Genomic DNA, 24,356 nt, shown 5'->3' on the forward strand with positions numbered 1-24,356 from the left:
CCCGCCCCTACTTGGGCAGCACCCGGGGCGCCCGGAAGAGTTCGAGGTATTCGGCCCAGTCCCAGGTCGACAGGAACGCCTGCGCCGCCGAATAGCCTCTCTCATAGAGCTCCTCCAGACGCGCTCGGGAGATACCGAAATCCAGAACGCTCACGTCGGTCGAGGTCACCGGGATCGTGCGGGCACTGACCCACGGCTGGCTCAGATGGGCCTGGTCGTGGCCGACGAGCATCGTCGTGAAAAGGCTTTCCAGCAGTGCCGACTGCTTCAGGAAACCCAGTGGGCGCAGCGCGGGGAACACCTGGTCGATGCCCTCCGCAAGCTTGGGTATCACGGTGATCCCGAACGTGGGCCAACGCGGCGGTATGCCATCGATGCGGTCCAGCGAGTCGACCGGAAAGTTCGACAGCACGCCACCATCGACCAGCGTGGATTTCAGCCCGGCCGTGCTGGTCAAGGTGACCGGGGGATAGATGAACGGGATCGCCATCGAAGCGCGAACCGCCGTGGCGACGAGCTGTTCATCGGGATCCAGGCCATAGACCCGCCGATAATCCCACGGCAACCTAACCAGCTGCGCCCTCGTCACGTCGGCGACCGTGATGGCCACCCGGTAGCGCTCCTCGACCGGCAGCTGGTCGTCGTGGAGGGCCAGGTCACCAAAGGTCGTCACGCCCAGGTTTTTCAGCTCGCCGCGAATCCAGTCGTGCGCGACATCCCCGCGGTACATCGCCGAGTCCCACACCAATCCCCACGCCGAACCCAGGATCGGGATGGGCCCCGCGTCGCGCCATTTGCGCAGCGGCACCGACAATGCGAGTTCCCGGATCTGCTGACTGCTCAGTTGGTCGCCCTGGGCCGCGGCCGCCGAAATCACCGCGACCACCGATCCCGCCGAGACGCCGGACACCCGGTAGGCCGCGTACCCGGCGTCCATGAGCGCGGCGATGGCACCGACCAGGCCCATGAACTTGACGCCCCCGCCCGAAAGCACGAAGTCGGCGGGCTTTTGCCGGTCGCGTGCAAAACGCTGGTCCGCCTTTCCGTAGTCGCCGTGGTGTTGATGCACAGCCGCGAGCCTACGACTCGACAAGCCGGCGAAGGTTTTTCGGGCTTTCGCCGAGTGAGCGGCCGACCCAGCATGCGGCGACCCGGTCGACGATCAAACCCAGCAGCCCGCCCTCTGAGCTGTAGGCAAGCCGGAACGTCACGACGGTTCGACCCGGCCGGCGTCGCGCAAGCGGAACCGGTCGCGCTGGGTTACCCCGGTGAGTGGCACAACCCGCCCTAGCGCTAAGCACCTTGGCGGTTGATCGCCCGCTCGAGCACGTCGACCACATCGCGAAGCTCGCCGACCATCCAGCTGTCGGTGCGCCGGCTGAACACCTCGAGCAGCGACCGGTAATACCACACGTGCAGCTGCGGGTCCTGCACGCTGAACCGCAGCCACACCTTGCTTCCTTGGGCGCGGAAGTCACGCAGGATCGCACGCGCGTTGTCGAGTTTGTCGGCCAGCGAGACCAGCACGGCGTCGTCCGACGCCTCCCGCAGGTGGCGGATGTAGGCTTCCTTGCGCTCGCGCCAGGGGGGCTTCGGGGTCTCCAATGTGTCGCTGCACTCGGCGACGATCGACGCCACCCCCGCGCCGAACTTCTGGCGGATTTCGGCCAGCGTCTGTGCCCCGCCCTGATCCTCGGCGGCGTCGTGCAGCAACGCGGCGATGGCCTGTTCCTCCGTGCCGCCGGCCTCGATGACCAACCCGGCCACCGACAGCAGGTGGCCGAGATACGGGACTTCGCTGGCCTTGCGTGTCTGCGTCGCGTGCTTGGTCGCCGCGTATTTCAGGGCGTCGACGAACCTGGGCGTGAGGCGCGAGGACGCCACCCGGTTGGCCATGCCGCTCCCTCCCGGCCCCTCCCAGCCTGTGCTGATCATTCGTGCCTACCCCACCACTGTGGCACGGACGCAGGACGCGGGCGTCGGCCCGAAACCGCCCGCGCGCTGTCGGCGGCGCGTTCTATGGTGACACCGCAATGGCGTTTCATCTTCACCGCGCCGAGCGCACCGACCTGCTGGCCGACCGGCTCGGCGCCCTGCTGGCCGACCCGCCGCCGGACCCGTTCGCCGAGGAACTGGTGCTGGTACCGGCGCGCGGCGTCGAACGCTGGCTAAGTCAGCGGCTATCACACATCTTGGGTTGTGGCCGCGACGGCGACGGGGTGTGCGCTCGGGTGTCGTTCCGCAGCCCCGCCTCGTTGATCGCCGAGATCACCGGCACGGTCGACGACGATCCGTGGTCGCCCGAGGCCATGACATGGCCGTTGCTGGAGGTCATCGACGGTAGCCTCGACGAGCCGTGGTGCCGAACGCTGGCAATGCATTTGGGGCATATGGGCCATTTCGACACGGACGCCCACGAGGCCGAGCTGCGCGGCGGCCGGCGGTATTCAGTGGCCCGCCGGCTGGCCGGCCTGTTTGCCTCGTATGCCCGGCAAAGGCCGCGGCTGCTGGTCGACTGGTTGGACGGCCATGCGCCAGACCTCGATACCGACCTGGCGTGGCAGCCCGAACTGTGGCGGGCGCTGGTGGCCACTGTACCGGCGGATCCCCCGCACATCCGGCATCAGAAAACGGCGGCGCGGCTGCGCGCGGGTCCGAGCGACCTGCCGGCGCGGTTGTCGTTGTTCGGGCACACCCGGCTGGCGTGCTCCGAGATGGAGCTGCTCGACGCACTGGCCGTCCACCACGACCTGCACCTCTGGCTGCCCCACCCCAGCGACGACCTGTGGCAGGCGCTGCGCGGCGTCCGCGGCGCGATGCCGCGACGCGACGACACCAGCTGGCGAGCCGCCCGCCACCCGCTGCTGCAAACGCTGGGATGGGACCTGCGCGAGCTGCAGCGGGCAATGCCCGTCACTGTCGCCACCGATGAATTCCTCGGCGGCGCAACCAAACCCGACACGCTGCTGGGCTGGTTGCAGTCCGACATCGCCGCGAACTCGCTACGGCCCGGCGCCCGCGTGCTGGCCGCCGGCGACCGGTCGGTGCAGGTGCACAGCTGTCACGGCCAGGCCCGGCAGATCGATGTGTTGCGCGAGGTCTTGCTCGGCCTCTTGGAGGACGACGCGACGCTACAGCCCCGCGACATCCTGGTGATGTGCCCGGACATCGAGACCTACGCGCCGTTGATCGTTGCCGGCTTCGGGCTCGGCGAGACCGCGGGTGATAGCCATCCGGCTCACCGGTTACGCGTCAAGCTGGCCGACCGCGCGCTCACCCAGACCAACCCGCTGCTGGGGGTCGCCGCGGACCTGCTCGCGATCGCGGGGACCAGGGCCACCGCCAGTCAGGTGCTCAACCTCTGCCACGCTCCCCCGGTCCGGGCGCGGTTCGGGTTCACCGACGACGACCTCGACGCGATCACCGACTGGGTCCGCGAGGCGAACGTCCGGTGGGGATTCGACAAAGACCATCGCGCGCCGTACGGGCTGAACCACATCCTGCACAACACCTGGCGCTTTGGGCTGGACCGCATCCTGATCGGGGTGGCGATGTCCGACGACTCGCAAGCCTGGCTGGACACCGCACTGCCGCTCGACGACGTCGGCAGCACCAAAGTGGAGCTGGCCGGGCGGCTCGCCGAATTCGTCGAACGGCTGCACCGTGTCACCGAAACACTCAGCGGCACAAAGCCTTTGATCGATTGGTTGAGGGCGCTGGCCGACGGCGTGGGCATGCTGACCCGCTCCGAGGACGCCTGGCAGGAGGCACAGCTGCGGCGGGAATTCGCGGATGTCCTCGAGCAAGCCGGCTCGCGTGCATCGACGCTGCTGAGGCTGCCCGATGCGCAGGCGCTGCTGGACGGCCATCTTGCCGCACGCCCGACCCGGGCCAACTTCCGCACCGGGACGCTGACCGTGTGCACGATGATGCCGATGCGTTCGGTGCCGCACCGGGTGGTGTGCCTGGTCGGCCTGGACGATAAAGTGTTCCCCCGGCTCAACGTTCCCGACGGCGACGACGTGCTCGCGCGGGAGCCGATGACCGGCGAGCGTGACATCCGTTCGGAGGACCGCCAATTGCTGCTCGACGCGATTGGCGCGGCCACCGAGACGCTGGTGATCACCTACACGGGCAACGACGAGCACACCGGTCACCCGCGCCCGCCCGCCGTGCCGGTCGCCGAGCTGCTCGACGCGCTGGATCGGACGACCCAAGCGCCGGTCCGCCGGCACATCCTGACCAAGCATCCGTTGCAGCCATTCGACCGCAGCAACGTCGAACCCGGCGCGCTGGTGCCCGGCAAGCCGTTCACGTTCGATCCCACCGCATTGGCCGCGGCCCAGGCTGCCACCGGAAAGCGCTGCCCACCAAGGGCTTTCATTACCAACCCGCTACCGTCCCCGCCCGCCGCCGACGTGACCATGACGGAGGTGCTCGACTTCTTCAAGGACCCGGTCAAAGGGTTCTTCCGGGCGCTCGACTGCACGCTACCGTGGGACGTCGACGGGGTCGAGGATGCGATGCCGATCGACATCGACCCGCTGCAAGAGTGGACTGTCGGGGACCGGATGCTGCGCGACATGCTACGCGGCATGCACCCGGACACCGCCGCACACGCCGAGTGGCGTCGCGGAACCTTGCCGCCCGGGCGGCTCGGCGTGCGCGAGGCGAAAGAGATCCGCGACCGGGCACGCGACCTGGCATTAGCCGCATTGCAGCACAGGACGATCGACGGCGAAGCGCACGACCTCGACGTCGACCTCGTCGGCGGGCGCCGACTCACCGGCACCGTCACACCGGTGTTCGGCGAGCATACGGTGTCGGTGACCTATTCGAAGCTGGCGCCCAAGCACCTGCTGGCGTCGTGGATCGCACTGGTGGCCCTGGCGGCCGCGCGGCCGGGGCGCGACTGGTCGGCGGTGTGCATCGGGCGCGGCAAGACCAAGAATCGCATCGCGAAGCGGCTTTTCGCACCGCCGCCGGACCCGGCGGCGGTGCTGCGTGATTTGGTCGCTCTGTACGACGCGGGCCGGCGCGAGCCGCTGCCCCTGCCATTGAAAACGTCGTACGCGTGGGCCGATGCACGCCGCGTCGGCGACGACCCGTACGAGGCCGCGCGGGCAGTGTGGGAGACCGGCGGGTTCCATGCCGGTGAGGGCGACGAGCGAGCGCACGTACGGGTGTGGGGCGAGCACCCGTCGTTCGCGGTGCTGCTCGGCCCGCCGCGCCCGGGCGAAGAGGTGCCCGGTGAAGACACCCGGCTGGGCGCGCTGGCCGCCCGGCTGTGGCGGCCGGTGCTGGCCGCCGAGGGGAGCCTTTGATGGATCGGTTCGACCTGTTGGGTCCGCTGCCGGCGCAGGGCTCCACCACAGTGCTGGAGGCCAGCGCCGGCACCGGCAAGACGTTCGCGCTGGCCGGTCTGGCGACCCGTTACCTCGCCGAGACCGACGTCACGCTCGACAAGATGTTGCTGATCACGTTCAACCGCGCGGCCAGCCGCGAGCTCCGCGAACGGGTCCGCGGCCAGATCTTTCAGGCGGTTTCGGCGCTCGAGGATGGCGCGCCTACGAGCAGCGACCTCTTGGAGCACCTGGCGCGCGGCAGCGGCGACGAGCTCGCCGTCAGACAGGAGCGGCTCCGCGACGCGCTGGCGAACTTCGACGCGGCCACCATCGCCACCACGCACGAGTTCTGCGGTTCGGTGCTGAAATCACTTGGGGTGGCCGGTGATACCGCCACGGGCGTCAAGTTGGAGGAGAACCTCGACGATCTGGTCACCGAGATCGTCGATGACCTCTACCTCGCGAACTTCGGGAATCAGGAGCAAGATCCGGTCCTGACGTACCGTCAGGCGCTCGGCCTGGCCCGCGCGGTCGTGGGAGACCCATGCGCCGAGCTGCGCCCGATCGATCCCGAGCCGGGCAGCGAGGCGGCCGCAAGGTTGCGCTTCGCCAACGGGGTGGTCGCCGAACTCGAGCGCCGCAAGCGCCGGCTGCGCATCCTCAGCTACGACGACCTGCTCGTCCGGCTGGCGAAAGCCCTTGAGCCAATGGACTCCTCGGCCCGTGACCGGATGCGCCGGCGCTGGCGGATCGTCCTGGTCGACGAGTTCCAGGACACCGACCCCATTCAGTGGCAGGTGCTCGAGCGCGCGTTCAGCCGCCGATCGACCCTGATCCTAATCGGCGATCCCAAGCAGGCCATCTACGGTTTCCGCGGCGGCGACATCCACACCTACCTGGAGGCGGCCCGCACCGCCGATACCCGATACACGCTGGGCGTCAACTGGCGCAGCGACAAGGTGCTCGTCGACAGCCTGCAGACCGTGTTGCGCGGCGCAACACTGGGCCACCCCGAGATCGTCGTCCACGACGTCGACGCACACCACGAGGGCCACCGGCTGGCCGGGGCGCCGCACAACGCGCCGTTCCGGCTGCGCGTCGTCAAACGTCGGGCCGTCGGCTACGGCGATACCGACACCATTCCGATCGACGCGCTGCGCCAACACATTCCCGCCGATCTGGCCGCGGATATCGCGGCGCTGCTGGCCAGCGGCGCCACCTATGATGGCCGTCGCCTCGGGGCCGGGGACATCGCGGTGATCGTCGAGCAACATCGGGACGCGCGCGCCTGCCGTGACGCGCTGTCCGCGGCCGGCATCGCGGCGATCTACACCGGAGACACCGACGTGTTCGATTCGCCGGCCGCCAAGGACTGGCTCTGCCTGCTGGAGGCCTTCGACGCGCCCCAGCGCAGCGGGCTGGTCCGCGCCGCCGCCTGCACGATGTTCTTCGGCGAGACAGCGGAAACCCTTGCCGCCGAGGGTGATGCGCTGACCGACCGGGTGGCCGGCACGCTGCGGGAGTGGGTCAACCACGCGCGGCTGCGCGGGATCGCAGCGGTGTTCGAGGCTGCACAGGTGGGCGGCATGGGCCGACGGGTGCTCGGCCAGCGTGGTGGCGAGCGGCACATGACCGACCTGGCCCACATCGCGCAGCTGCTGCACGAGACCGCGCATCGGGGGAGGCTCGGCCTGCCGGCGCTGCGTGACTGGCTGCGGCACCAGTGCGATACCCGCGCCGGTGTGACGGAACGCAACCGCCGCCTGGACAGCGACGCCGAGGCGGTGCAGATCATGACCGTCTTCGTGGCCAAGGGTCTGCAGTTTCCTGTCGTGTACCTGCCGTTTGCCTTCAACCGCTACGTCCCCAGCGACGACATCCTGCTCTATCACGACGCCGACGACGCCCGCTGCCTGTACGTCGGCGGCAAGGCCCGCGGCCCGCAGCGGCGGGCGGTCGAAGAGCTCAACCGCGTCGAGGCGGCGCGCGACAACGTCCGGCTCACCTACGTTGCGCTGACCCGCGCGCGCTCACAGGTGGTGGCATGGTGGGCGCCGACCAAGGACGAGGTCAGCGGCGGGCTGTCGCGGCTGCTGCGCGGCCGCGGCATGGGCGAGTCGAAGGTGCCGGATCGATGCGCGCCTCGCATCTCCGACAAGGACGCCTGGACGGTGTTCAAACAATGGGAGGCCGCGGGCGGACCATCGGTGGAGGAGTCGGTGATCGCCGCTCCCGCCGCGATCGAGACGCCCGTTGTGGCGGGCGGTTTGGCGGTACGGCACTTTCACCGCGCGATCGACACCACGTGGCGGCGCACCTCGTATTCGGCGCTGGTGCGCGGCGTCGATGAGGTTGGCGTGGCCAGCGAGCCCGAGGCCGGCGCGCGCGACGACGAGGTGGAGGCGGTCATCACTGCGCCGGCGTCCGGGCACCGGAACCCATCGCCGCTGGCGGCGATGCCCGCCGGCGCGGCGTTCGGGTCCCTGGTGCACGCGGTGCTGGAGACCGCCGACCCCGGTGTCGCCGACTTGACCGCCGAGCTGGAGGAGCAGGTGCGACGGCACTCTGCGTGGTGGCCGGTCGGCGTCGACGCCGCCGCGCTCGCCGCCGCGCTGGTTCCGATGCACGACACGACGCTGGGGTCGTTGGCCGCCGGGGTGACGTTGCGGCAGGTCGGTGTGCGGGATCGGCTGCGGGAGCTGGAGTTCGAAATCCCGCTGGCCGGAGGCGATCTGCGCAGGCCCGCGCCGAAGGTCATGCTGTCCGATGTGGGCGCGCTGCTGCGAACGCATCTCCCGGGCGATGATCCGCTGGTGTGCTACGCCGATCGGCTGATGTCGGCCGGGTTGGGCGGCCAGCCGCTGCGCGGGTATCTGGCCGGGTCGATCGACGTGGTGCTGCGGGTGCCCGAAGAGCGTTATCTGGTGGTCGATTACAAGACCAACCACCTGGGCGACTCCGCGGCGGATTACGGCTTCGCGCGCCTGACCGAGGCCATGCTGCATTCGGATTATCCACTGCAAGCCCTCCTGTATGTCGTTGTGCTGCACCGGTTTCTGCGCTGGCGGATGTCCGGCTACGATCCGGCGCGACACTTGGGCGGGGTGCTCTATCTGTTCGTACGAGGCATGTGTGGTGTCGACACGCCGGTGTTAGACGGGCATCCGGCCGGCGTGTTCAGCTGGAGTCCGCCGCCCGAGCTGGTGGTGGCGCTGTCGGATCTGCTCGACCGGGGAGTGCGGACGCCATGACGACCACCGACGTCGAGGTCGCCATCGGCGCGAGCGGCCTGCTGCGGGACTTCAACGCGGCCGGGGTGCTGGACGTCGCGGACGTGCATGTGGCGAGCCGGATTTGCGCCCTGGGATCCGAGCCTGACGAGCGGGTGGCGCTGGCGGTCGCGCTAGCGGTGCGGGCGCTACGCGGCGGATCGGTGTGCGTGGACCTGTCGACGGTCGCGGGGGCGGTGGGCGCCGCCGAACTGCCGTGGCCAGAACGCGTCGCGTGGCTGGCGGCGGTGCGGGCGAGCCCGTTGCTCGGCGGGCCGCCGGTGCTGCATCTGTGTGCCGACCGGCTGCTCTACCTGGACCGCTACTACCTCGAGGAAAAGCAGGTGTGCGACGACCTGCTGGCCTTGCTCGCCGCGCCTGCGGCCACGGTCGAAGTGCCCGGCTACGAACGACTCTTCCCGGCAGACTACGAGGAGCAGCGGGCGGCGGCCAAAATCGCGCTGTCACAAGCGGTTACGGTGCTCACGGGCGGTCCCGGTACCGGAAAGACCACCACCGTCGCGCGGCTGCTGGCGCTGGCGGCGGAGCAGGCGGAGTTCGCCGGTCGATCGCGGCCCCGAATGGCGCTGGCGGCGCCTACCGGCAAGGCGGCGGCCCGCCTGCAAGAAGCGGTGCGGCGGGAGGTAGCCAAACTCGACGCCGGGGATCGGCAGCGGCTGGGCGAACTGCACGCCGTGACGCTGCATCGCCTGCTGGGCAGCCGGCCGGACACGTCGGCACGGTTTCGGCACGATCGCGCGAACCGGTTGCCACACGACGTGATCGTCGTCGACGAGACGTCGATGGTGTCGCTGACGCTGATGGCACGGCTACTGGAAGCCGTGCGCCCGGGTGCCCGGCTGATATTGGTCGGCGACGCCGACCAGCTCGCGTCGGTGGAAGCGGGGGCGGTGCTGGCCGACCTGGTGGACGGACTGTCGGTGCGCGACGACGTGCGGGTGGCGACGCTGCGGACCTCACATCGGTTCGGGGAATCGATCGGCGCGCTGGCCACCGCGATCCGGATCGGTGACCCGGGTTCCGTTCTGGCGCTGCTGCGGTCGGGTAACGAGCACATCGAGTTCGTCGAGTCCGGGGAGGGCGGCGACCCGACGCAGCGGTTGCGCGCGATCTTGGTGCGGCACGCTTTGCGGCTGCGAGAAGCCGCGGTGTTGGGGGCTACCGACATCGCGCTGGCGACGCTGGACGAACACCGGCTGCTGTGCGCGCATCGGCGGGGGCCCTTCGGGGTGGCGCACTGGAACGGACAGGTGCAGAAGTGGCTTGCCGAGGAGACGGGCCAGCCGGCGTGGTCGGAGTGGTATGCCGGGAGGCCGCTGCTGGTGACGGCCAACGATTACGGGCTGCGGATCTATAACGGTGATACTGGCGTTACCGTCGCCGGCCCGGATGGGCTGAAGGCCATCATCGCCGGGGCCACCGGGCAACTCGGCTTCGCGACGGGCCGCCTGGGCGACGTCGAGACGATGCACGCCATGACGATCCACAAGAGCCAGGGCAGCCAGGCCGAGGAGGTGACGGTGCTGCTGCCGTCGGAGGATTCGCGGTTGTTGACGCGCGAATTGTTCTACACGGCGGTCACCCGGGCGAAGGTCAAGGTGCGGGTGGTGGGTTCCGAGGCTTCGGTACGGGCCGCGATCGGGCGCCGGGCGGTACGGGCGAGCGGGCTACGGCAGCGGCTGCAGGCCGCGGCGGGTACTGCTTGAGCGCGGTCGGTTCACCGGGCCAGCGGTTTGTAGAAGACCAAGCCGTTGCCCTTGTTGTCGTAGACCACGGCGCGGCGTTCGTGTGCGTCGTCGTACGGGCCTTTCACGATGCCACCGCCACTGGCCTCGACCGCCTTCGCCGCACCGTCGACGTCGGCGGTCTTGATGCCGACGACGACCTGCCCGGGCATGGGATGGTCCACCGCGGTCGCCAGGGCGAGAGTGACCGGTCCACCGTCGAGGGCTGCAAAGTGGGCTCCGTCGCGGAATTTGAGCGGCATCCCCAAGGTCTCGCTGTAAAACCGGATCGATTCATCGAGGTCGTCGGTCGACAAGACGATCATTTTTACTTCGTGCTCGCTCAATGCTGCCTCCTCCTGTAGCTGAAACGCTTCCAGACTATGCCTGCGACATCAGCGTGACGCGGTGACGAGCACATGCGTCGACGAAGCCGGCCCACTCGGCTTCGGTTGGGCGGACCGCACAGTCGGCGATGGCCTCGTCGCTCACCACGAGGCCCGGTCGTATGGGCGCCCGCAGCTTCGCGAGTTTGACAACTTGCCCTGCCGGACTGTCCGCGAAGCCCTGAAACACCCTGTTGCGTATCCACGCCAGAGCGCTGCCGACACCGGTAGCCAAGTCCGGTTCGGAAATCCGCAGAGCACCCTTGCATCGACGGGCCCGTTCGTCGAAGCGATCCTCCCAGCGCTCCGTCTGCCACCGCGGCGTGGCCATTGCCGGTACGGAAGAATCGCGGTCAGCATGGTCGACAACGACGGTTCCCCACCGGCATCGCGACGACGCCACATCGTGCGTCTCGCCGTCTTCGCCGGCTTCCTGTTCGCGCTGTTCTACCTGGTGGCCGTTGCGCGGGTCATCGACGTCGAGGGGGTGCGGCGCGCGGTCTCGGCGACGGGGCCGGCGGCGCCGCTGACCTACGTCGTGGTGTCGGCCGTTCTGGGCGCGTTGTTCATGCCGGGCTCGGTTCTTGCCGCGGGCAGCGGGCTGCTGTTCGGCCCGGTCGTGGGCATCTTCGTGACGCTGGGTGCGGCGGTGGGCACCGCGATCGTCGCGAGCCTGGTCGGACGGCGGGCTGGCCGAGCCAGCGCGCGGGCGCTGCTGGGAACGAAACGCGCCGACCGCATCGACGCGCTGATCGAACGACGCGGACTGTGGGCCGTCGTCGGTCAGCGCTTCGTGCCCGGCATATCGGATGCGCTCGCCTCGTATGCGTTCGGCGCGTTCGGAGTTCCGTTGTGGCAGATGGCCGTCGGTGCGTTTATCGGTTCGGCGCCGCGGGCGTTCGTCTACACCACGCTGGGCGCCTCGATCAGGAATCTGTCGTCGCCGTTGGCGTACACCGCGATAGCGGTCTGGTGCGTGACCGCGATCGTCGGCGCGTTCGCCGCCCGGCATGGATACCAACACTGGCGTGAGCACGCCGGCCGCGACCCGGACAGCGGCGTCCCAGATTCGGATCCCGAGGGCGGGACGCGGGGCCGCCAGCGATGACAGCCGTCGGCCTCGCGACTCGGCTAGCGCACGGCTAGGGTGGTCGCCGTGCCGGAAACATTCGACCCGACGCCGACCATTCCGAGCATTCGTGCCGAACATGGCCCATTGCACGAGGACGACATCGCACGACGACTGCGCCAGCGAAGTAGCCGATCCGGATGCCGTAGTCGACGAGCTTCGCTACGAAATCGAGTTCCCGGCAAGGCAGTTGGTCGACGAGCGGTGGGTGTGGCTGCCGACGGTGCTGGCCGGGCGGGTGTTCACGCATCGGCTCGGCGCGGACGAGGTAGCCCACGACATACTCACCGTGACCCCGGACCTGGACCCGATCACCGCACTCTGCGAGCACGAGCAGCACCAGCGGCTCGCCGACGGGTCGGCGGCTCGGGTCGTGACCGAGTTCGACGAGGAGCTGCTCGAGCAGCGGAGCATCCCGGCCGAGGTGGTCGATCCGTCGGGCGCGCTGCTTTTGGCCCCGGGCACGCTGGTGGCGTTGGGCGTGGCCGCGGGCGACCTGGTCGGGGTGCGGCTAACCGCGCAGGGACTCGTGCTCGAGCGTGTCGCCGGGATTGCGCAAGCCCACGAGGTGGGCGCCCGGCTGGCCGCTACGCTTGACGCCGACGGGCCGGTGGAATTCGGCGCCGCGGTATGGACCGCGTGCGTCGAGGATCCAGAGCTGTTCACTGCGCCGCTGCCGCCGCTGCGCGAGATCGCCGACGACTCCGGTTTGGCACACCGCGGGGATTGGCTTGCCCCCGGCGAGTTCGATTTCGACCGTTGGCATTTCGAGCGCGAATGCGCGGCGCTGGCCGAGCTACATGACCTCGAACCCGATGACGCCATCGCGCTGTACGCGCTGATCCAACTCTACGAACAGATATCGGTGCTGATCGACGCCGCCAACGCAGATGAGGCGTCCGAGGACGCGCCGGCCGCGGCCGCCGAGGACGCGACGGAACCCAAGATCGACGGATTCGACGATCTGGTCGGCGAGCTCGGAGCGACGCTGGCCGATCCGCTGCTCGCGGAACTGCTAGTGGCCGAGACGGTCGACAGGGACGACGACGGGGCGGCGGCGCTGGGCGTGTTCGCCGACGTGCTGGAGCCGAAGGTGCCGCGCACGGCGAGGGTGGCGTTTCGGTGGATGCGCGCGGTGGCGCTGGAGCGGATCGGCGACATCGAAGCGGCCGAACACGAGCTACTGGCGGCCGAGTCGATGGACCCGGACTGGCCACTGCCGTTGTTCGATCTGGCCCACATCACCTCCGATCGCGGCGACGTCGAGCGCGGCTTGGCGTTGCTGCGCCGCGCCGGCGCCGAGCCCGACCACCCGCTGATGAAGCTGCTGGGGCGGCACCGGGCCGAGCCGCGCCGCGACCTCGGGCGAAATGAGTTGTGCTGGTGCGGATCTGGTCGCTGCTGCGCGACGACGAGCTCCTCGACAATTTCATTCGCGACTACCAGACCAGGTGGCTCGACGAGCCCATCCCCGCCCCTTGATGGCCACACGCCGCGGCAGGCCGCCGACGACCCCACCCGGCGCGGCGACCTGATCAAACTCCTGGACAGCTTCCCCGCCGGTGCGGCCGCCCGCGGCGGCATGGACACCGACCGGCTGCGCGCCGCACTGGGCCTATAGCATCGGTTCGCCGGCTGCGGCCTCGGTCCCGTAGTCGTGGAAGTCATTGTGGCCGTCTAGCTTTCGCGGATATCGCGGCGCGGATCGGCGTCTCCACGTCAATGCGCGGGCCGCGCGGAAACCAGCGCGGGTGGCCGCCGCCTTTGCCGAAATCGGCATAGGCCTGGCGGGCCAGGCGGGCCTGACCGTCACGGGCTGGACCACGAACTGGGCTTCCTGGATGAATTCGTCCAGACCTCTGCTGATGACCGGGTCGCGCTGGGACCGCCGAGCTGGTGCCATGAACGATCCAGGTGGACGCCCTCGACCCGCTTGGCCGCACGCACCGGTGACCGTGATCTCCTCACCCGCTACTGCTCGGCGCAACGCCTCGCCGACGTTATTATGAAGTTCCTTCTGGGGAATGGTCGCCAGGCGGCGCATCATAGAAGTATGCGGATCGGAGTCGGGGTTTCCACCGCTGCTGACGCCCGTCAGGCCGCGGTGGAGGCCGCAGCGCACGCGCGCGATGAGCTCGCGGGTGAGCCGCCTTCCCTGGCCGTGCTACTCGGTTCGCGAGCGCACACCGACCAGGCTGCCGACGTCCTCGAGGCGGTGCAGGAGACGGTCAAGCCGCCCGCGCTGATCGGTTGTGTTGCACAGGGGATCGTCGCCGGCCGCCACGAGATGGAGAACGAGCCCGCGGTGACGGTGTGGCTGGCGTCCGGCCTGGCCGCCGAGACCTTCCAGCTGGACTTCGTCCGCACCGGCTCGGGCGCCCTCATCACCGGTTACCGGTTCGACCGGACCGCACACGATCTGCACCTGCTGCTGCCCGACCCATACACGTTCCCGTCGAACCTGCTCCTCGAGCATCTCAACACCGACCTGCCGGGCACGACCGTCGTGGGCGGTGTGGTGAGCGGTGGACTGGGCCCGGGCTACACCCGGCTGTTCCGCGACCGCGACGTGCTCGTCTCCGGCGTCGTGGGCGTGCGCCTGCCCGGCACGCACGGTGTCCCGATCGTGTCGCAGGGCTGCCGGCCGATAGGCCACCCGTACATCGTCACCGGCGCCGACGGCGCCGTAATCACCGAGCTGGGCGGCCGAACGCCGTTGCAGCGCCTGCGCGAGATCGTCGTGGGCCTGCCGCCCAGCGAGCAGGAACTGGTCAGCCGCGGCCTGCAGATTGGCATCGTCGTCGACGAGCACCTGGCGGCCCCGGGCCAGGGCGACTTCATGATCCGCGGGCTGCTGGGCGCCGACCCCTCGACCGGGGCGATCGAGATCGGCGAGGTCGTCGAAGTCGGCACGACCGTGCAGTTCCAGGTCCGTGACGCGGTGGGGGCCGACAGGGACTTGCGCCTGGCCGTGGAGCGGGCGGAAGCCGAGCTGCCCGGGCGCCCGATCGGCGCGCTGTTGTTCACCTGCAACGGGCGTGGTCGGCGGATGTTCGGCGTCGCCGACCACGACGCGGCGACGATCGAGGACCTCCTCGGCGGGATTCCGCTAGCCGGCTTCTTCGCCGCTGGAGAGATCGGTCCGATCGCGGGCCGCAACGCGCTGCACGGATTCACCGCGTCGATGGCGCTGTTCACCGACGACACGTGATCGGCTGCTGCGCTGGCACCTTGGCTGTGACGCCACGTCTGTCCCAGCAGTCACCGCTGGCGACCCGCTATGCGAAATGGCCGGCTCATAGCGACTTTTCGGCGACAAGCCGGCCCGTCATCCGCCCACCGGCGATCAGAGTGGTCGGGACGGTTCCCGCCCCACGTCAGGCGTCGCTTCCTTAATTCCCATGTCGACGTTGGACGGATCCGCAAGAACAATATGGACAAATCCGCAGCGTGATGCCCGACGGATCAGCAGCCGATATGTGGACAAACCAGCACTGTATTCTGTCCGAATGGCCGTCGTCGAACGCGCGATCGCACCCGTCGTGCTGGCCGCTCTCGCCGACACCCCGGTCGTCGTCGTCAACGGCGCGCGTCAGGTCGGAAAGACCACACTCGTTGCGCGACTTGACTATCCGAGGTCCAGTGAAGTCGTTTCCCTCGACGACGCCGCCAACCGTGATGCTGCACGCGACGATCCCCGCGCATTCGTATCCCGGCCGGTGGACACGCTGGTGATCGACGAGGCGCAGCTCGAACCCGGCCTGTTCCGGGCGATTAAAGCCGAGGTTGACCGGGATCGCCGGCCCGGCCGCTTCCTGCTCACCGGTTCGGCGCGGCTGCTCTCCGCCCCCGACATGGCCAGCGCGCTGGTCGGCCGGGTCGAGATCATCGAGCTGTGGCCGTTCTCGCAAGGCGAGCGCGCCGGCTTCGCGGACCACTTCGTCGATCTGCTGTTCACGGGCCCCCGCGAGCTTCTTCAGGGCTCGGATATGCGGCGCGCCGAGCTGGTCGAACGGATCGCCACAGGAGGCTTTCCCGACGTCGTCGCCCGTTCACCGTCGAGGCGCCGCCCGTGGTTCGACAACTATCTCATCACCGCGACGCAGTCGGTCATTCGCGAGCTTTCGGCGATCGAGCGGCTTGCCGAAATCCCGCGACTGCTCCGGCTGTGCGCCGCGCGGACCGGCGCCGAACTCAACGTGAGCGCGCTGGCCAACGAACTGTCGATTCCGGCCCGCACCACCGACGGCTATCTGGCCTTGCTGGAAGCGGCCTTCCTTGTCCACCGGGTGCCGGCCTGGTCGACCAACCTGAGCCGCAAGGTCATTCGCAGACCCAAGCTGGTTGTGTCCGACAGTGGCCTGGCGTGTCATTTGCTCGGGGTTGCCGGTGCGATGCTGGATCGTCGCGGCGGCCCGCTTGGCCCGCTGCTGGAGACGTTCGTGGCCAACGAGATCCGCAAGCAACTCACCTGGTCGACCGAGCGGGCGAGTCTCTGGCACTTTCGCGACCGCGGCGGCGCCGAAGTCGATCTTGTGCTCGAACACCCCGATGGGCGGGTCTGCGGCATCGAAGTCAAGGCGACCAGCACGCCGCGGGCCGAGGACCTGCGAGGTCTGCGCTATCTGGCCGACAGGCTCGGTGACCGGTTTCAGTTCGGCGTGCTGCTCACCGCCGCGCCGGAAGCCACGCCGTTCGGCCCGAAGCTGGCGGCGTTACCGGTCAGCGCGCTATGGGCCCGCGAAATTCGCCAGGCGCGTCGCCAGTGAGGGGCCCCGGTGCCACGAACGCATCGAAGCCGCCGCAGCTGCCGGTCAAGGAGTGGCCGCGAGATTCGGCACGCTGTGGACGAGTGGGGACACGCAACCGGAGTAGCAGCGATGCCGAGGTCATCGAGCCGCCGTATTCACGGGTTCCGTGTCACCAGTGCAATCGACCGTGATCTCGAGCGCCCCCGCAGATCTCGCGCATCCGGGTGTCGACGTCCAGGATGTCGGCAGGCAGCCGAGGCGACACTCGTTGACGGATCGCCGAAGGTATACGCGTTGGCGGAAGTTCTCAACTGTCGGTTGCCGTCGGCTCAACCGGGATAGGCGGCGGTGACGTCGGTGTGAACGAAATCATCGCCGGCAAAAAGCAGCGGTTCGCCGGTGACGTCCGCGAGGGCGTACGAGTAGCAGTCGCCGAGGTTGAGTGCGGCCGGGTGCCCGCTGCCCCGCCCGAAGTCGCGGTAGGCCGTGCACGCGATGGCAGCTTGCTCAGCATCGAACGGCACGAGCTCGACCTCCCACACGTCGAGCAGTCGCTCGACCCGTCGTTGGTCCTCAGGACGCAGGCGGCGGGTCAAGACGGCACTAACTTCCACGGCAGTGGCCGCCGACATCTTGGGCGCCGTCGCATCCAACACAAGCTCGGCGAGCTGTTCGGAGTGCGGCGCGTCGAGCACGATCGCCACGATCGCGGAGGCGTCGACGATCACGAAGGCAGGCCGGCGTCGTCGTAGAGTTGCCGCTCCGCCGCCTTTACCTGTGCGCGCTCCGCATCGGTGAGCGAATTGCGCAACTCATCCAACAGTTTTCGCACCCTCACTCGACGCGCGTCACGCCGCCGGTGGATATCCCCGGCCGTATTCCCGCGATCGAGCTCGGCCACGGCTACTCCCGCCAGCCCGCTACGCGTGTCGCCGACAGCATCGAGGAGAACCTGTGCGAACGGATCGCTGATCAACGGATGCCCACTGCGAGTTTCCCCGCGCGAACCGACGCCACCCCCAGCGGCGTCTCGCCGACGCTCTCGGTGATCTCCCAAGTGTCCTCGTGAGTTCCGGCGTTGCTCATCTCAGGCTCACTCGCTCCGCTGGGCCGCCACGAAAAGCGTCTTCGGTGCGGCGTCTTCGATGCCGGGGGGCCGGCGATCGTAGCGGGCCATCAGCTCCTCGGCCGGGGTCACCGCCACGTCCCAGCCGTGGCGGCGCAACCAGGCGTCGACGTCCTCGCGCTCCTCGAAGTACCACAGGTCTTGGACGTCGGGGATGTCGCGTTGCGGCTCGAGCTTGGCCATCAGGTCGCGCACCCGTTGCATCGTCTCGCGCCGCTTCGCGATGGCGTCCGGGTCGAGGAAGTCGGGGCCGGGCGCCTCCACGGCGATCCGGCTACCGTCGGCGCCCAGCGCCTGCACCCGCTCGAAAAGCAGCTCCTGGGCGTCCGCCGGCAGGAACGGCAACAGTCCCTCGGCCGACCAGACGCTCGGCGCGGACGCGTCAAAACCGGCCTGCCGCAACGCGTCCGGCCAGTCGTGGCGCAGGTCCACCGGAACACTGACCAGGTTGCACTTTGGCTGCGCACCGGTTTCCCGCAACGCCGACGACTTGAATTCCAGCACCCGCGGCTGGTCGAGTTCGTAGACGCTGGTGCCGGCGGGCCACGGCAGCCGCCACGCCCGCGAGTCCAATCCCGCGGCCAGGATCACCACCTGCCGCACACCCGCGCGGGTCGCATCGAGGAAGAACTGATCGAAAAAAGCCGTCCGCGCGGCCATGTAGTCGACCATTCCCTGCATCCGCGGCTTCAGGTCGGGTTCGGCCTCGACGATCTCGGCGGGCAGGTCGGGGGCCGCGAACCAGTTCCACATACCGTCGCCGGCGGCATCGAGGAACACCCGCGCGAACGGATCGCTGATCAGCGGGTTCTCGCTCTCGGTTTCCGCAGCACGGGCCGCCGCGACGCCCAACGCCGTCGCACCCACGCTCTCGGTGATCTCCCACGTGTCGTTGTCGGTCCTGGCCACCTTCACGCCCTCCAATTCGCTAGCAGACCTAGCTACCGACCCTACGCGCGCTGGGTGTGAACAACCTGTCCGTCGGGACACGATGGTGTCTTCGGCGCCGGCGGATTCGAGTTCGGCATCCCAGGAGCGCCTGTCAGACATTCCCGAGGCATACCGGCATACACCGCCGCCGATACCTGCCTCGGAAACACGGCGGAGCGAAGCACCGCCGGTTGTCAATGAACCTCGGCGGTACGCGAATCCGCTGTAGCCGTGTCAACAACGACGGTGTCTGCCCCGGAAACAACCGATTCAGACGCAGGCTGTCAAGGCACGGTGACCCGATTGCATGCCTAAGTGGGCTACGCCCGGGACCTTAGACGACGCCTTGGCCGCTTCGACCGCGGTCCGCGGTTCTCCTCCTGCAGCCGATCCAGGATGGCCCTCATGCGAGCGACATCCGGGTCGGTCGCATCGGTGATTTGGGGATCGTTGACGAGGTTATAGGGCTCGGCATACACCGCGAAGGCCAGCCACCTACCAGAAACGGTTACGTTGTCCGCGGGCCGCGAAACGGGCCGCGAAACAGAAGGGCCTCTGCAACATGCGGGTTGACGGGCGCGACATCACCGTTACCGGCAGCCTGCTGCAACCGCTGACCCGACGCACCAACGACATCCTGCGGCTCGTCCTGGCCGCGGTGTACCTCGTGGCGGTGATCGTCAGCTCGCTGATCACCCGGCCTCGCTGGATCGCGCTGGAGAAGTCCGTCTCGGAGATCGTCGGGGTCTTGTCCCCCACCCAATCCGACGTGGTGTACCTGGCGTACGGCATCGCGATCCTGGCGCTGCCGTTCATGATCCTGATCGGCCTGATCGTCTCCCGGCAATGGAAACTGCTGGGCGCATATGCCGCCGCCGGGCTGATCGCCGTGCTCCCGCTGTCGATCAGCAGCAACCGCCTCGCGGCGCCGCGATGGCACTTCGAGATCCCAGACCGGCTCAACACGTTGCCGGCCCAATTCCTCGACGACCCGCGGTGGATCGCGATGCTCGCCGCGGTGCTCACCGTGTCGGGCCCCTGGCTACCCGCGCGCTGGCGGCACTGGTGGTGGACGCTGCTGCTGGCCTTCGTGCCGATCCACCTCGTGGTCAGCGCCGTGGTTCCGGCCCGTTCACTACTGGGGCTCGCGGTGGGATGGTTCGTCGGCGCGTCGGTGGTCCTGGTCGTCGGCACGCCCGCTCTCGAGGTACCACTGGACGGCACGGTACGCGCGATGGCCAAACGCGGGTTCGCCGTGTCGCGGCTCATGGTGGTCCGACCGGCCGGGCCCGGCCCGCTCGTTCTTTCGGCAACGGCCACCGATCCCAGTGCCGAGGCGGCGATCGAGCTATACGGCCCCCATCAAAGCAGCGGCGGCGCGCTGCGGCAGCTCTGGCGCAAGCTGAGGCTGCGCGGCAGCGAGAGCGCTCCCCTGCAGGCCTCCATGCGCCGCGCTGTCGAGCACCGCGCGCTGATGGCCATCGCGATCGAAGAGGTGGGCGTGGCCAACACGTCGACGCTCGCGCTGGCCACCCTCGAACGCGGATGGACGTTGTACGCGCACCAGCCCGTTCGGGGGATCCCTCTCGACGAATGCGCGAAAACAACTTCGGTGCACCGGGTTTGGGAATCGCTGCGCAGGATGCACGACCACCAGATCTCCCATGGTGACCTGCGCGGCGACGAGATCACGGTCGACGACGGCAACGTGCTGTTCGGCGGCTTCGGCAGCGCCGAATACGGGGCCACCGACGCCCAGCTCCAATCCGACATCGCCCAACTCCTGGTGACGACATCGGCGCTCTACGACGCGGAGTCCGCGGTGGCCGCGGCGATCGGCGCGTTCGGCAAGGACACCATCCTGACCGCCTCGCGCAGGCTCACCAAATCCGCTGTGCCAAAACGAATCCGCCAATCGGTACCCAACCCGGGCGCCGCCATCTCCAGCGCCCGCGCGGAGGTGATGCGCCAAACCGGGGCCAATCAGATCGAAACCGCGACCATCACCCGGTTCACCCGCGGCCAGGTCATTCAACTGGTGCTGCTCGGGGCCCTGGTTTATGTCGCGTATCCGTTCATCAGCACCGTGCCGACCTTCTTTTCCGAGCTGCGAACCGCGAACTGGTGGTGGGCACTGCTGGGCTTGACCGTGTCGGCGCTCACCTATGTTGGTGCGGCGGCCGCGCTGTGGGCCTGCGCCGACGGGGCGGTGAGCTTTTGGAAGTTATCAATTGCCCAGGTAGCCAACACTTTTGCCGCTACCACAACCCCGGCCGGTGTCGGCGGTCTGGCGCTCAGCACACGGCTCTTGCAGAAGGGCGGTCTTGCCGCTCTGCGTGCCACCGCCGCGGTGGCGCTGCAGCAATCGGTGCAGGTGATCGTCCACGTCCTGTTGCTGATCCTGTTCAGCACTTTTGCCGGCGCTTCGGCCGACCTCTCGCATTTCGTGCCGGGCGCCACGGTGCTGTACCTGATCGTGGGCGTGGCGCTCGGGATCGTCGGCGCATTTCTGTTCGTGCCCAGGCTGCGGAGCTGGCTAGCGACGGACGTGCGCCCGAGGCTGCGGGAGGTTACCAGCGACCTCGCCGAGCTTGCCCGCGAACCCAAACGATTGGCGCTAATCATACTCGGTTGTACCGGAACGACTCTCGGCGCCGCGTTGGCGCTGTGGGCGAGCGTCGAAGCATTCGGTGGCGGCGCGACGTTCGTCACCGTCACCGTGGTCACGATGGTGGGCGGGACCCTGGCCTCGACGGCGCCGACGCCCGGTGGCGTCGGCGCCGTCGAGGCGGCGTTGATCGGTGGGCTCGCCGCCTTCGGTGTGCCCGCGGCCGTGGGCGTGCCGTCGGTGCTGCTGTATCGGGTGCTCACCTGCTGGCTCCCGGTGTTCGTCGGGTGGCCCGTGATGCGCTGGCTCACCCGCACCGAGATGATCTGAGAATCATTCGAACCCGGCCTCGGCCACCACGACGAGGACGGGCGACGTCCTGCTGCTCTGGCCGACCGCGGTGGTGAGGAAGACCAGGTAGTACTCGTCGGGCACCGACGGCGCCACCGTGATCGCCACGGCCACCGAGGCCGACCCGTCGTCGGCGAACCGTCCCGACGCGCGACCGGTGGTGATCCCATCGGTGGGCGACGTGCCGGTGATGGTGTAGTCGCCGGCACCGTCGATCATCCGTTGCGCGTCGACCTTCACCGTCCCCGTGGTTCCCGGCGCAACCGTGACGATCGGACGGGGGATGTTGACGGTCACCGCCGAGCTGCCCGCACCGAACGACGGTGGCGCCGAAGATTCGGAAGTGCCCCAGACCTTGTCGGGGTGGGCGGCCAGCGAAAACGCGAGCTCACCCCCGGTGCGGACGATCGACTCCGGCAGCGACGTCTTGTCGGTGGCCTGACCGTCGATCTTGAGGCCGCTGATGTAGCTCAGGCGGCGCGGCGCGGACGCGCCGGGGGCGGAGATCCGGATGGATCGGCCGCCCGGCAGCGCGATGACGGCGCGATCGAAAAGTGGTGTGTTGACGGTGAGGATCGAGGTTCCCGGGGTGCTCGGGTAGAGGCCGAGGGCGGCCCAGACGTACCAGCTGGACAGCGCGCCGAGATCGTCATTGCCCGGCGCGCCGCCGGGCGTCGGACCGAACAGCCCACGGACCCGGTCAACCGTCCGCTGAGCCTTCCACGGTTGACCGAGGTAGTTGTACAGCCATGGCACGCCGAAGCCCGGCTCGTTACCGGCCCAGAGGTAAGGCTCGTTGGGGCCCTCGTTGAGCTTCTTCGTGAAGCGGTCGAGCCGGGCGGCCGCCGCCTTGCGGCCGCCGAGGGCGGTGACCAGGCCGGCGACATTGTGCGGCACCCACCAGAGGTACTGCTCGGCGTTGCCCTCGTCGAATCCGGCTTGGCCGAAGCGCCAGGGGGAGTTCACGAATCCCGGCCCGTCGGGGAAGAATCCCGTCGGGCTGCGGGGTGAGATGTAACGGGTCGTCGGATTGAACAGGTTCTGCCAGTACTGCGCCCGGTTTTGGAATTCGGCAGCGGTCACGGCGTCGCCGAGTGACTCGGCGAATCGGGAAATGGTGAAGTCGTCGACCGACCACTCCAGCGTGACCGAGGCGCCGACGCCAAAGTCCGCCGTCTGGGGTGCGTAGCCCAGTTGTAGATAGGTGACGATTCCAGGCCGCTCCACATAGCCGCCCCGCCCGACGCCACCGGTGGTCGCCGCATGCACCATGTACCACAGTGCCGTTTTGACGTCGAAGTCCTTGGCCCCGTACATGTAGAGGTTCACGATAAGCGGTACCACGCTGTCTCCGCTCATCTCGGCGGTCGCCGAATTCGCAAGCGCCCAACGCGGATACGATCCGCTTTGCTCGGCGTCGTTCACGAGCGACTGGGCCATATCGCTGGCTTGCTTCGGAAACAGCAGTCCCTGCAGGGCGGCCAGGCTGCGGTAGGTGTCCCAGTCGGAGAAGTTCGCGTATTGCGTATGCCCTTGGGCCACGGTGTGAATGATGCCGTCGAATCCGATGTAACGCCCGTCCGCGTCATTAAAGGTGTTGGGGTGCAACAGCGACCGATACAAGGAGGTGTAAAAGGTCTGCACGTCGTCGCGATTCCTGCCGGCCACCGCGATGCGCGACAGCGCGGCGTTCCATGCGGACGACGCGGCGACGCGGACGGCGTCAAAGCTCGCCCCGCCCTCGGCGGCGAGGTTTGCCCGCGCTCCGTCGACACTCACGTAGGAGATCGCGGTCCGCACCTCGACCACCGCGCCCGTCCGGAACTGCACGTACCCCCCGCTGTATGGGGAATCCGCACCGCGGGCGCCGGCGTACACGCCGTAACCGTCCCAGACACCATGGGAGATGAACGGCTGGTTGAACTGCATGGCGAAGTACACGGTGTAGGTGTTCGTCTTGCCGCAGAATCCCCCGCTGGTCGCCGATCCGGTGATGGAGGTGTCGTCCTCAATCGAGAGGGTCGCGGCCGAGTTGCCCGCGAGCGACGCACCGGAACGCACGAGAAACAGGGCCGGCCCACGGTTGTGCGGATAGCGGAACCGGCCGATGCCGGTGCGGGTGGTGGCGGTGAGTTCCGCGGTGACCCCGGTGTCGGGGAACCGCACCGCGTAGTAGCCGGGCACGCCTACCTCGGTGTCGTCGTGGGCGATCCGTTCCCAGGAATTCCACGGACGCGAGCCGACCGGGGTGGTGCTCGGTAACATCGAGATGTCGCCGAACGCCGCGCAACCCACCGAGGCGTGCGTCATGCTGAACCCGGTGGAGCGTTGGTTGTCGTAGTCGTAGCCGGCATAGGTGTGCAGGGTGTCCGGCGAGTACTGGACCATCCCGAACGGCACCGAGGCCCCGGGGAAGTCGTTGATCTCCCCGACCGTCTCGCCTCCCGTCCCGGTCCCGTTGAGCGTGTCAACGTGCTCGACCGGGTTCGCGACGAATCCCGGCTCACCGTCGTAAGCCCTGGGCGGGGCCGCCGCGATGAACGCCATGAAGACAGCCGTCGCCGCCACCAGAGCGATGAGGGCTTTTCGTGACTTCATAGCTTGTCTCTTACTGCATACCGGCCCGTTCCCGCGGACGTTTCGTCTGGATGTGCGGGCACAGGCTGTTCGGCAACGCTGCGCGCCGATTGGGCTACTCTCAGTCGACGTGGCCGGC

General features: G+C 68.6%; 14 protein-coding genes and 3 pseudogenes. 9 read left to right on the forward strand and 8 right to left on the reverse strand.

All coding sequences use genetic code 11. The features are described 5' to 3' along the window. Positions 1–7: 7 nt before the first annotated feature. Both G6N24_RS17375 and G6N24_RS17380 read right to left on the reverse strand, forming a co-directional pair. Positions 8–967 carry a patatin-like phospholipase family protein gene (locus G6N24_RS17375; protein WP_085157620.1) on the reverse strand — a complete coding sequence of 320 codons (960 nt, stop codon included), beginning with the start codon at positions 965–967 and terminating at the stop codon, positions 8–10. Between the two features lie 326 nt (positions 968–1,293). Then, on the reverse strand, positions 1,294–1,896 hold the full coding sequence (locus G6N24_RS17380; RefSeq protein WP_085157435.1) for an HD domain-containing protein: 603 nt from the start codon (positions 1,894–1,896) through the stop codon (positions 1,294–1,296). A 137-nt stretch (positions 1,897–2,033) separates the two neighbouring features. On the opposite strand from G6N24_RS17380, the gene recC reads away from it, so the two are divergent. From recC to recD, 3 genes are read left to right on the forward strand one after another with little or no spacing between them, the layout of a single operon-like run. Beyond that, positions 2,034–5,324, forward strand: coding sequence for an exodeoxyribonuclease V subunit gamma (gene recC / locus G6N24_RS17385; protein ID WP_085157432.1), 3,291 nt, complete (start codon positions 2,034–2,036; stop codon positions 5,322–5,324). Further along, positions 5,324–8,596: an exodeoxyribonuclease V subunit beta gene (gene recB, locus G6N24_RS17390; RefSeq protein WP_085157430.1), complete on the forward strand. Its 3,273-nt coding sequence runs from the start codon at positions 5,324–5,326 to the stop codon at positions 8,594–8,596. Before recC ends, recB begins: the two co-directional genes overlap by 1 nt. Next, positions 8,593–10,341: an exodeoxyribonuclease V subunit alpha gene (gene recD / locus G6N24_RS17395; RefSeq protein ID WP_085157428.1), complete on the forward strand. Its 1,749-nt coding sequence runs from the start codon at positions 8,593–8,595 to the stop codon at positions 10,339–10,341. Before recB ends, recD begins: the two co-directional genes overlap by 4 nt. A gap of 11 nt (positions 10,342–10,352) precedes the next feature. Here recD and G6N24_RS17400 read toward each other — a convergent pair whose 3' ends face one another. Further along, positions 10,353–10,706 (reverse strand): VOC family protein, encoded by a 354-nt coding sequence (locus tag G6N24_RS17400; protein ID WP_085157425.1) that lies wholly within the window; start codon positions 10,704–10,706, stop codon positions 10,353–10,355. Positions 10,707–10,740: 34 nt separating this feature from the next. Beyond that, the gene (locus tag G6N24_RS17405; protein WP_085157422.1) at positions 10,741–11,076 is read right to left on the reverse strand and encodes a hypothetical protein; all 336 of its coding nucleotides are present in this window, start codon (positions 11,074–11,076) and stop codon (positions 10,741–10,743) included. Between the two features lie 27 nt (positions 11,077–11,103). Between G6N24_RS17405 and G6N24_RS17410 the strand changes: the two genes are divergently transcribed. From G6N24_RS17410 to G6N24_RS17435, 4 genes and pseudogenes are all read left to right on the forward strand, one after another. Continuing rightward, a complete protein-coding gene (locus tag G6N24_RS17410) occupies positions 11,104–11,853 on the forward strand; it encodes a TVP38/TMEM64 family protein (protein ID WP_085157383.1) in 750 nt (249 codons plus the stop codon). Positions 11,854–11,901: 48 nt separating this feature from the next. Continuing rightward, positions 11,902–13,273 (forward strand): annotated as a pseudogene (locus tag G6N24_RS17415) (hypothetical protein); the annotation flags it as partial. Between the two features lie 654 nt (positions 13,274–13,927). Beyond that, positions 13,928–15,085 carry an FIST signal transduction protein gene (locus G6N24_RS17430; RefSeq protein WP_085157380.1) on the forward strand — a complete coding sequence of 386 codons (1,158 nt, stop codon included), beginning with the start codon at positions 13,928–13,930 and terminating at the stop codon, positions 15,083–15,085. Between the two features lie 298 nt (positions 15,086–15,383). Further along, positions 15,384–16,643: an ATP-binding protein gene (locus G6N24_RS17435; protein ID WP_085157377.1), complete on the forward strand. Its 1,260-nt coding sequence runs from the start codon at positions 15,384–15,386 to the stop codon at positions 16,641–16,643. A gap of 311 nt (positions 16,644–16,954) precedes the next feature. On the opposite strand, the gene G6N24_RS17440 is transcribed toward G6N24_RS17435, so the two are convergent. From G6N24_RS17440 to G6N24_RS17450, 3 genes and pseudogenes are all read right to left on the reverse strand, one after another. Further along, on the reverse strand, positions 16,955–17,353 hold the full coding sequence (locus G6N24_RS17440; RefSeq protein ID WP_085157373.1) for a type II toxin-antitoxin system VapC family toxin: 399 nt from the start codon (positions 17,351–17,353) through the stop codon (positions 16,955–16,957). Between the two features lie 200 nt (positions 17,354–17,553). Beyond that, positions 17,554–17,711, reverse strand: a pseudogene (locus G6N24_RS17445) (SAM-dependent methyltransferase); the annotation flags it as partial. Positions 17,712–17,718: 7 nt separating this feature from the next. Next, positions 17,719–18,660 (reverse strand): class I SAM-dependent methyltransferase, encoded by a 942-nt coding sequence (locus tag G6N24_RS17450; RefSeq protein ID WP_085157617.1) that lies wholly within the window; start codon positions 18,658–18,660, stop codon positions 17,719–17,721. Positions 18,661–18,764: 104 nt separating this feature from the next. On the opposite strand from G6N24_RS17450, the pseudogene G6N24_RS24865 reads away from it, so the two are divergent. Beyond that, positions 18,765–18,914, forward strand: a pseudogene (locus tag G6N24_RS24865) (hypothetical protein); the annotation flags it as partial. Between the two features lie 329 nt (positions 18,915–19,243). Beyond that, positions 19,244–21,619 carry a lysylphosphatidylglycerol synthase domain-containing protein gene (locus G6N24_RS17455; RefSeq protein WP_085157364.1) on the forward strand — a complete coding sequence of 792 codons (2,376 nt, stop codon included), beginning with the start codon at positions 19,244–19,246 and terminating at the stop codon, positions 21,617–21,619. A gap of 3 nt (positions 21,620–21,622) precedes the next feature. Here G6N24_RS17455 and G6N24_RS17460 read toward each other — a convergent pair whose 3' ends face one another. Next, on the reverse strand, positions 21,623–24,238 hold the full coding sequence (locus G6N24_RS17460) for a GH92 family glycosyl hydrolase (RefSeq protein ID WP_085157361.1): 2,616 nt from the start codon (positions 24,236–24,238) through the stop codon (positions 21,623–21,625). Positions 24,239–24,356 lie beyond the last annotated feature (118 nt).

Origin of the sequence: Mycobacterium lacus, from assembly GCF_010731535.1 — a bacterium.
Taxonomy (GTDB): Bacteria; Actinomycetota; Actinomycetes; order Mycobacteriales; family Mycobacteriaceae; genus Mycobacterium; species Mycobacterium lacus.

Excerpts from the sequence above, each read along its gene's own strand:
- G6N24_RS17375 (WP_085157620.1), bottom strand. The coding sequence starts at position 967 with ATGGGCCTGGTCGGTGCCATCGCCGCGCTCATGGACGCCGGGTACGCG.
- G6N24_RS17380 (WP_085157435.1), bottom strand. The coding sequence starts at position 1,896 with ATGGCCAACCGGGTGGCGTCCTCGCGCCTCACGCCCAGGTTCGTCGAC.
- recC (WP_085157432.1), top strand. The coding sequence starts at position 2,034 with ATGGCGTTTCATCTTCACCGCGCCGAGCGCACCGACCTGCTGGCCGAC.
- recB (WP_085157430.1), top strand. The coding sequence starts at position 5,324 with ATGGATCGGTTCGACCTGTTGGGTCCGCTGCCGGCGCAGGGCTCCACC.
- recD (WP_085157428.1), top strand. The coding sequence starts at position 8,593 with ATGACGACCACCGACGTCGAGGTCGCCATCGGCGCGAGCGGCCTGCTG.
- G6N24_RS17405 (WP_085157422.1), bottom strand. The coding sequence starts at position 11,076 with ATGGCCACGCCGCGGTGGCAGACGGAGCGCTGGGAGGATCGCTTCGAC.
- G6N24_RS17410 (WP_085157383.1), top strand. The coding sequence starts at position 11,104 with ATGGTCGACAACGACGGTTCCCCACCGGCATCGCGACGACGCCACATC.
- G6N24_RS17430 (WP_085157380.1), top strand. The coding sequence starts at position 13,928 with ATGCGGATCGGAGTCGGGGTTTCCACCGCTGCTGACGCCCGTCAGGCC.
- G6N24_RS17435 (WP_085157377.1), top strand. The coding sequence starts at position 15,384 with ATGGCCGTCGTCGAACGCGCGATCGCACCCGTCGTGCTGGCCGCTCTC.
- G6N24_RS17455 (WP_085157364.1), top strand. The coding sequence starts at position 19,244 with ATGCGGGTTGACGGGCGCGACATCACCGTTACCGGCAGCCTGCTGCAA.
- G6N24_RS17460 (WP_085157361.1), bottom strand. The coding sequence starts at position 24,238 with ATGAAGTCACGAAAAGCCCTCATCGCTCTGGTGGCGGCGACGGCTGTC.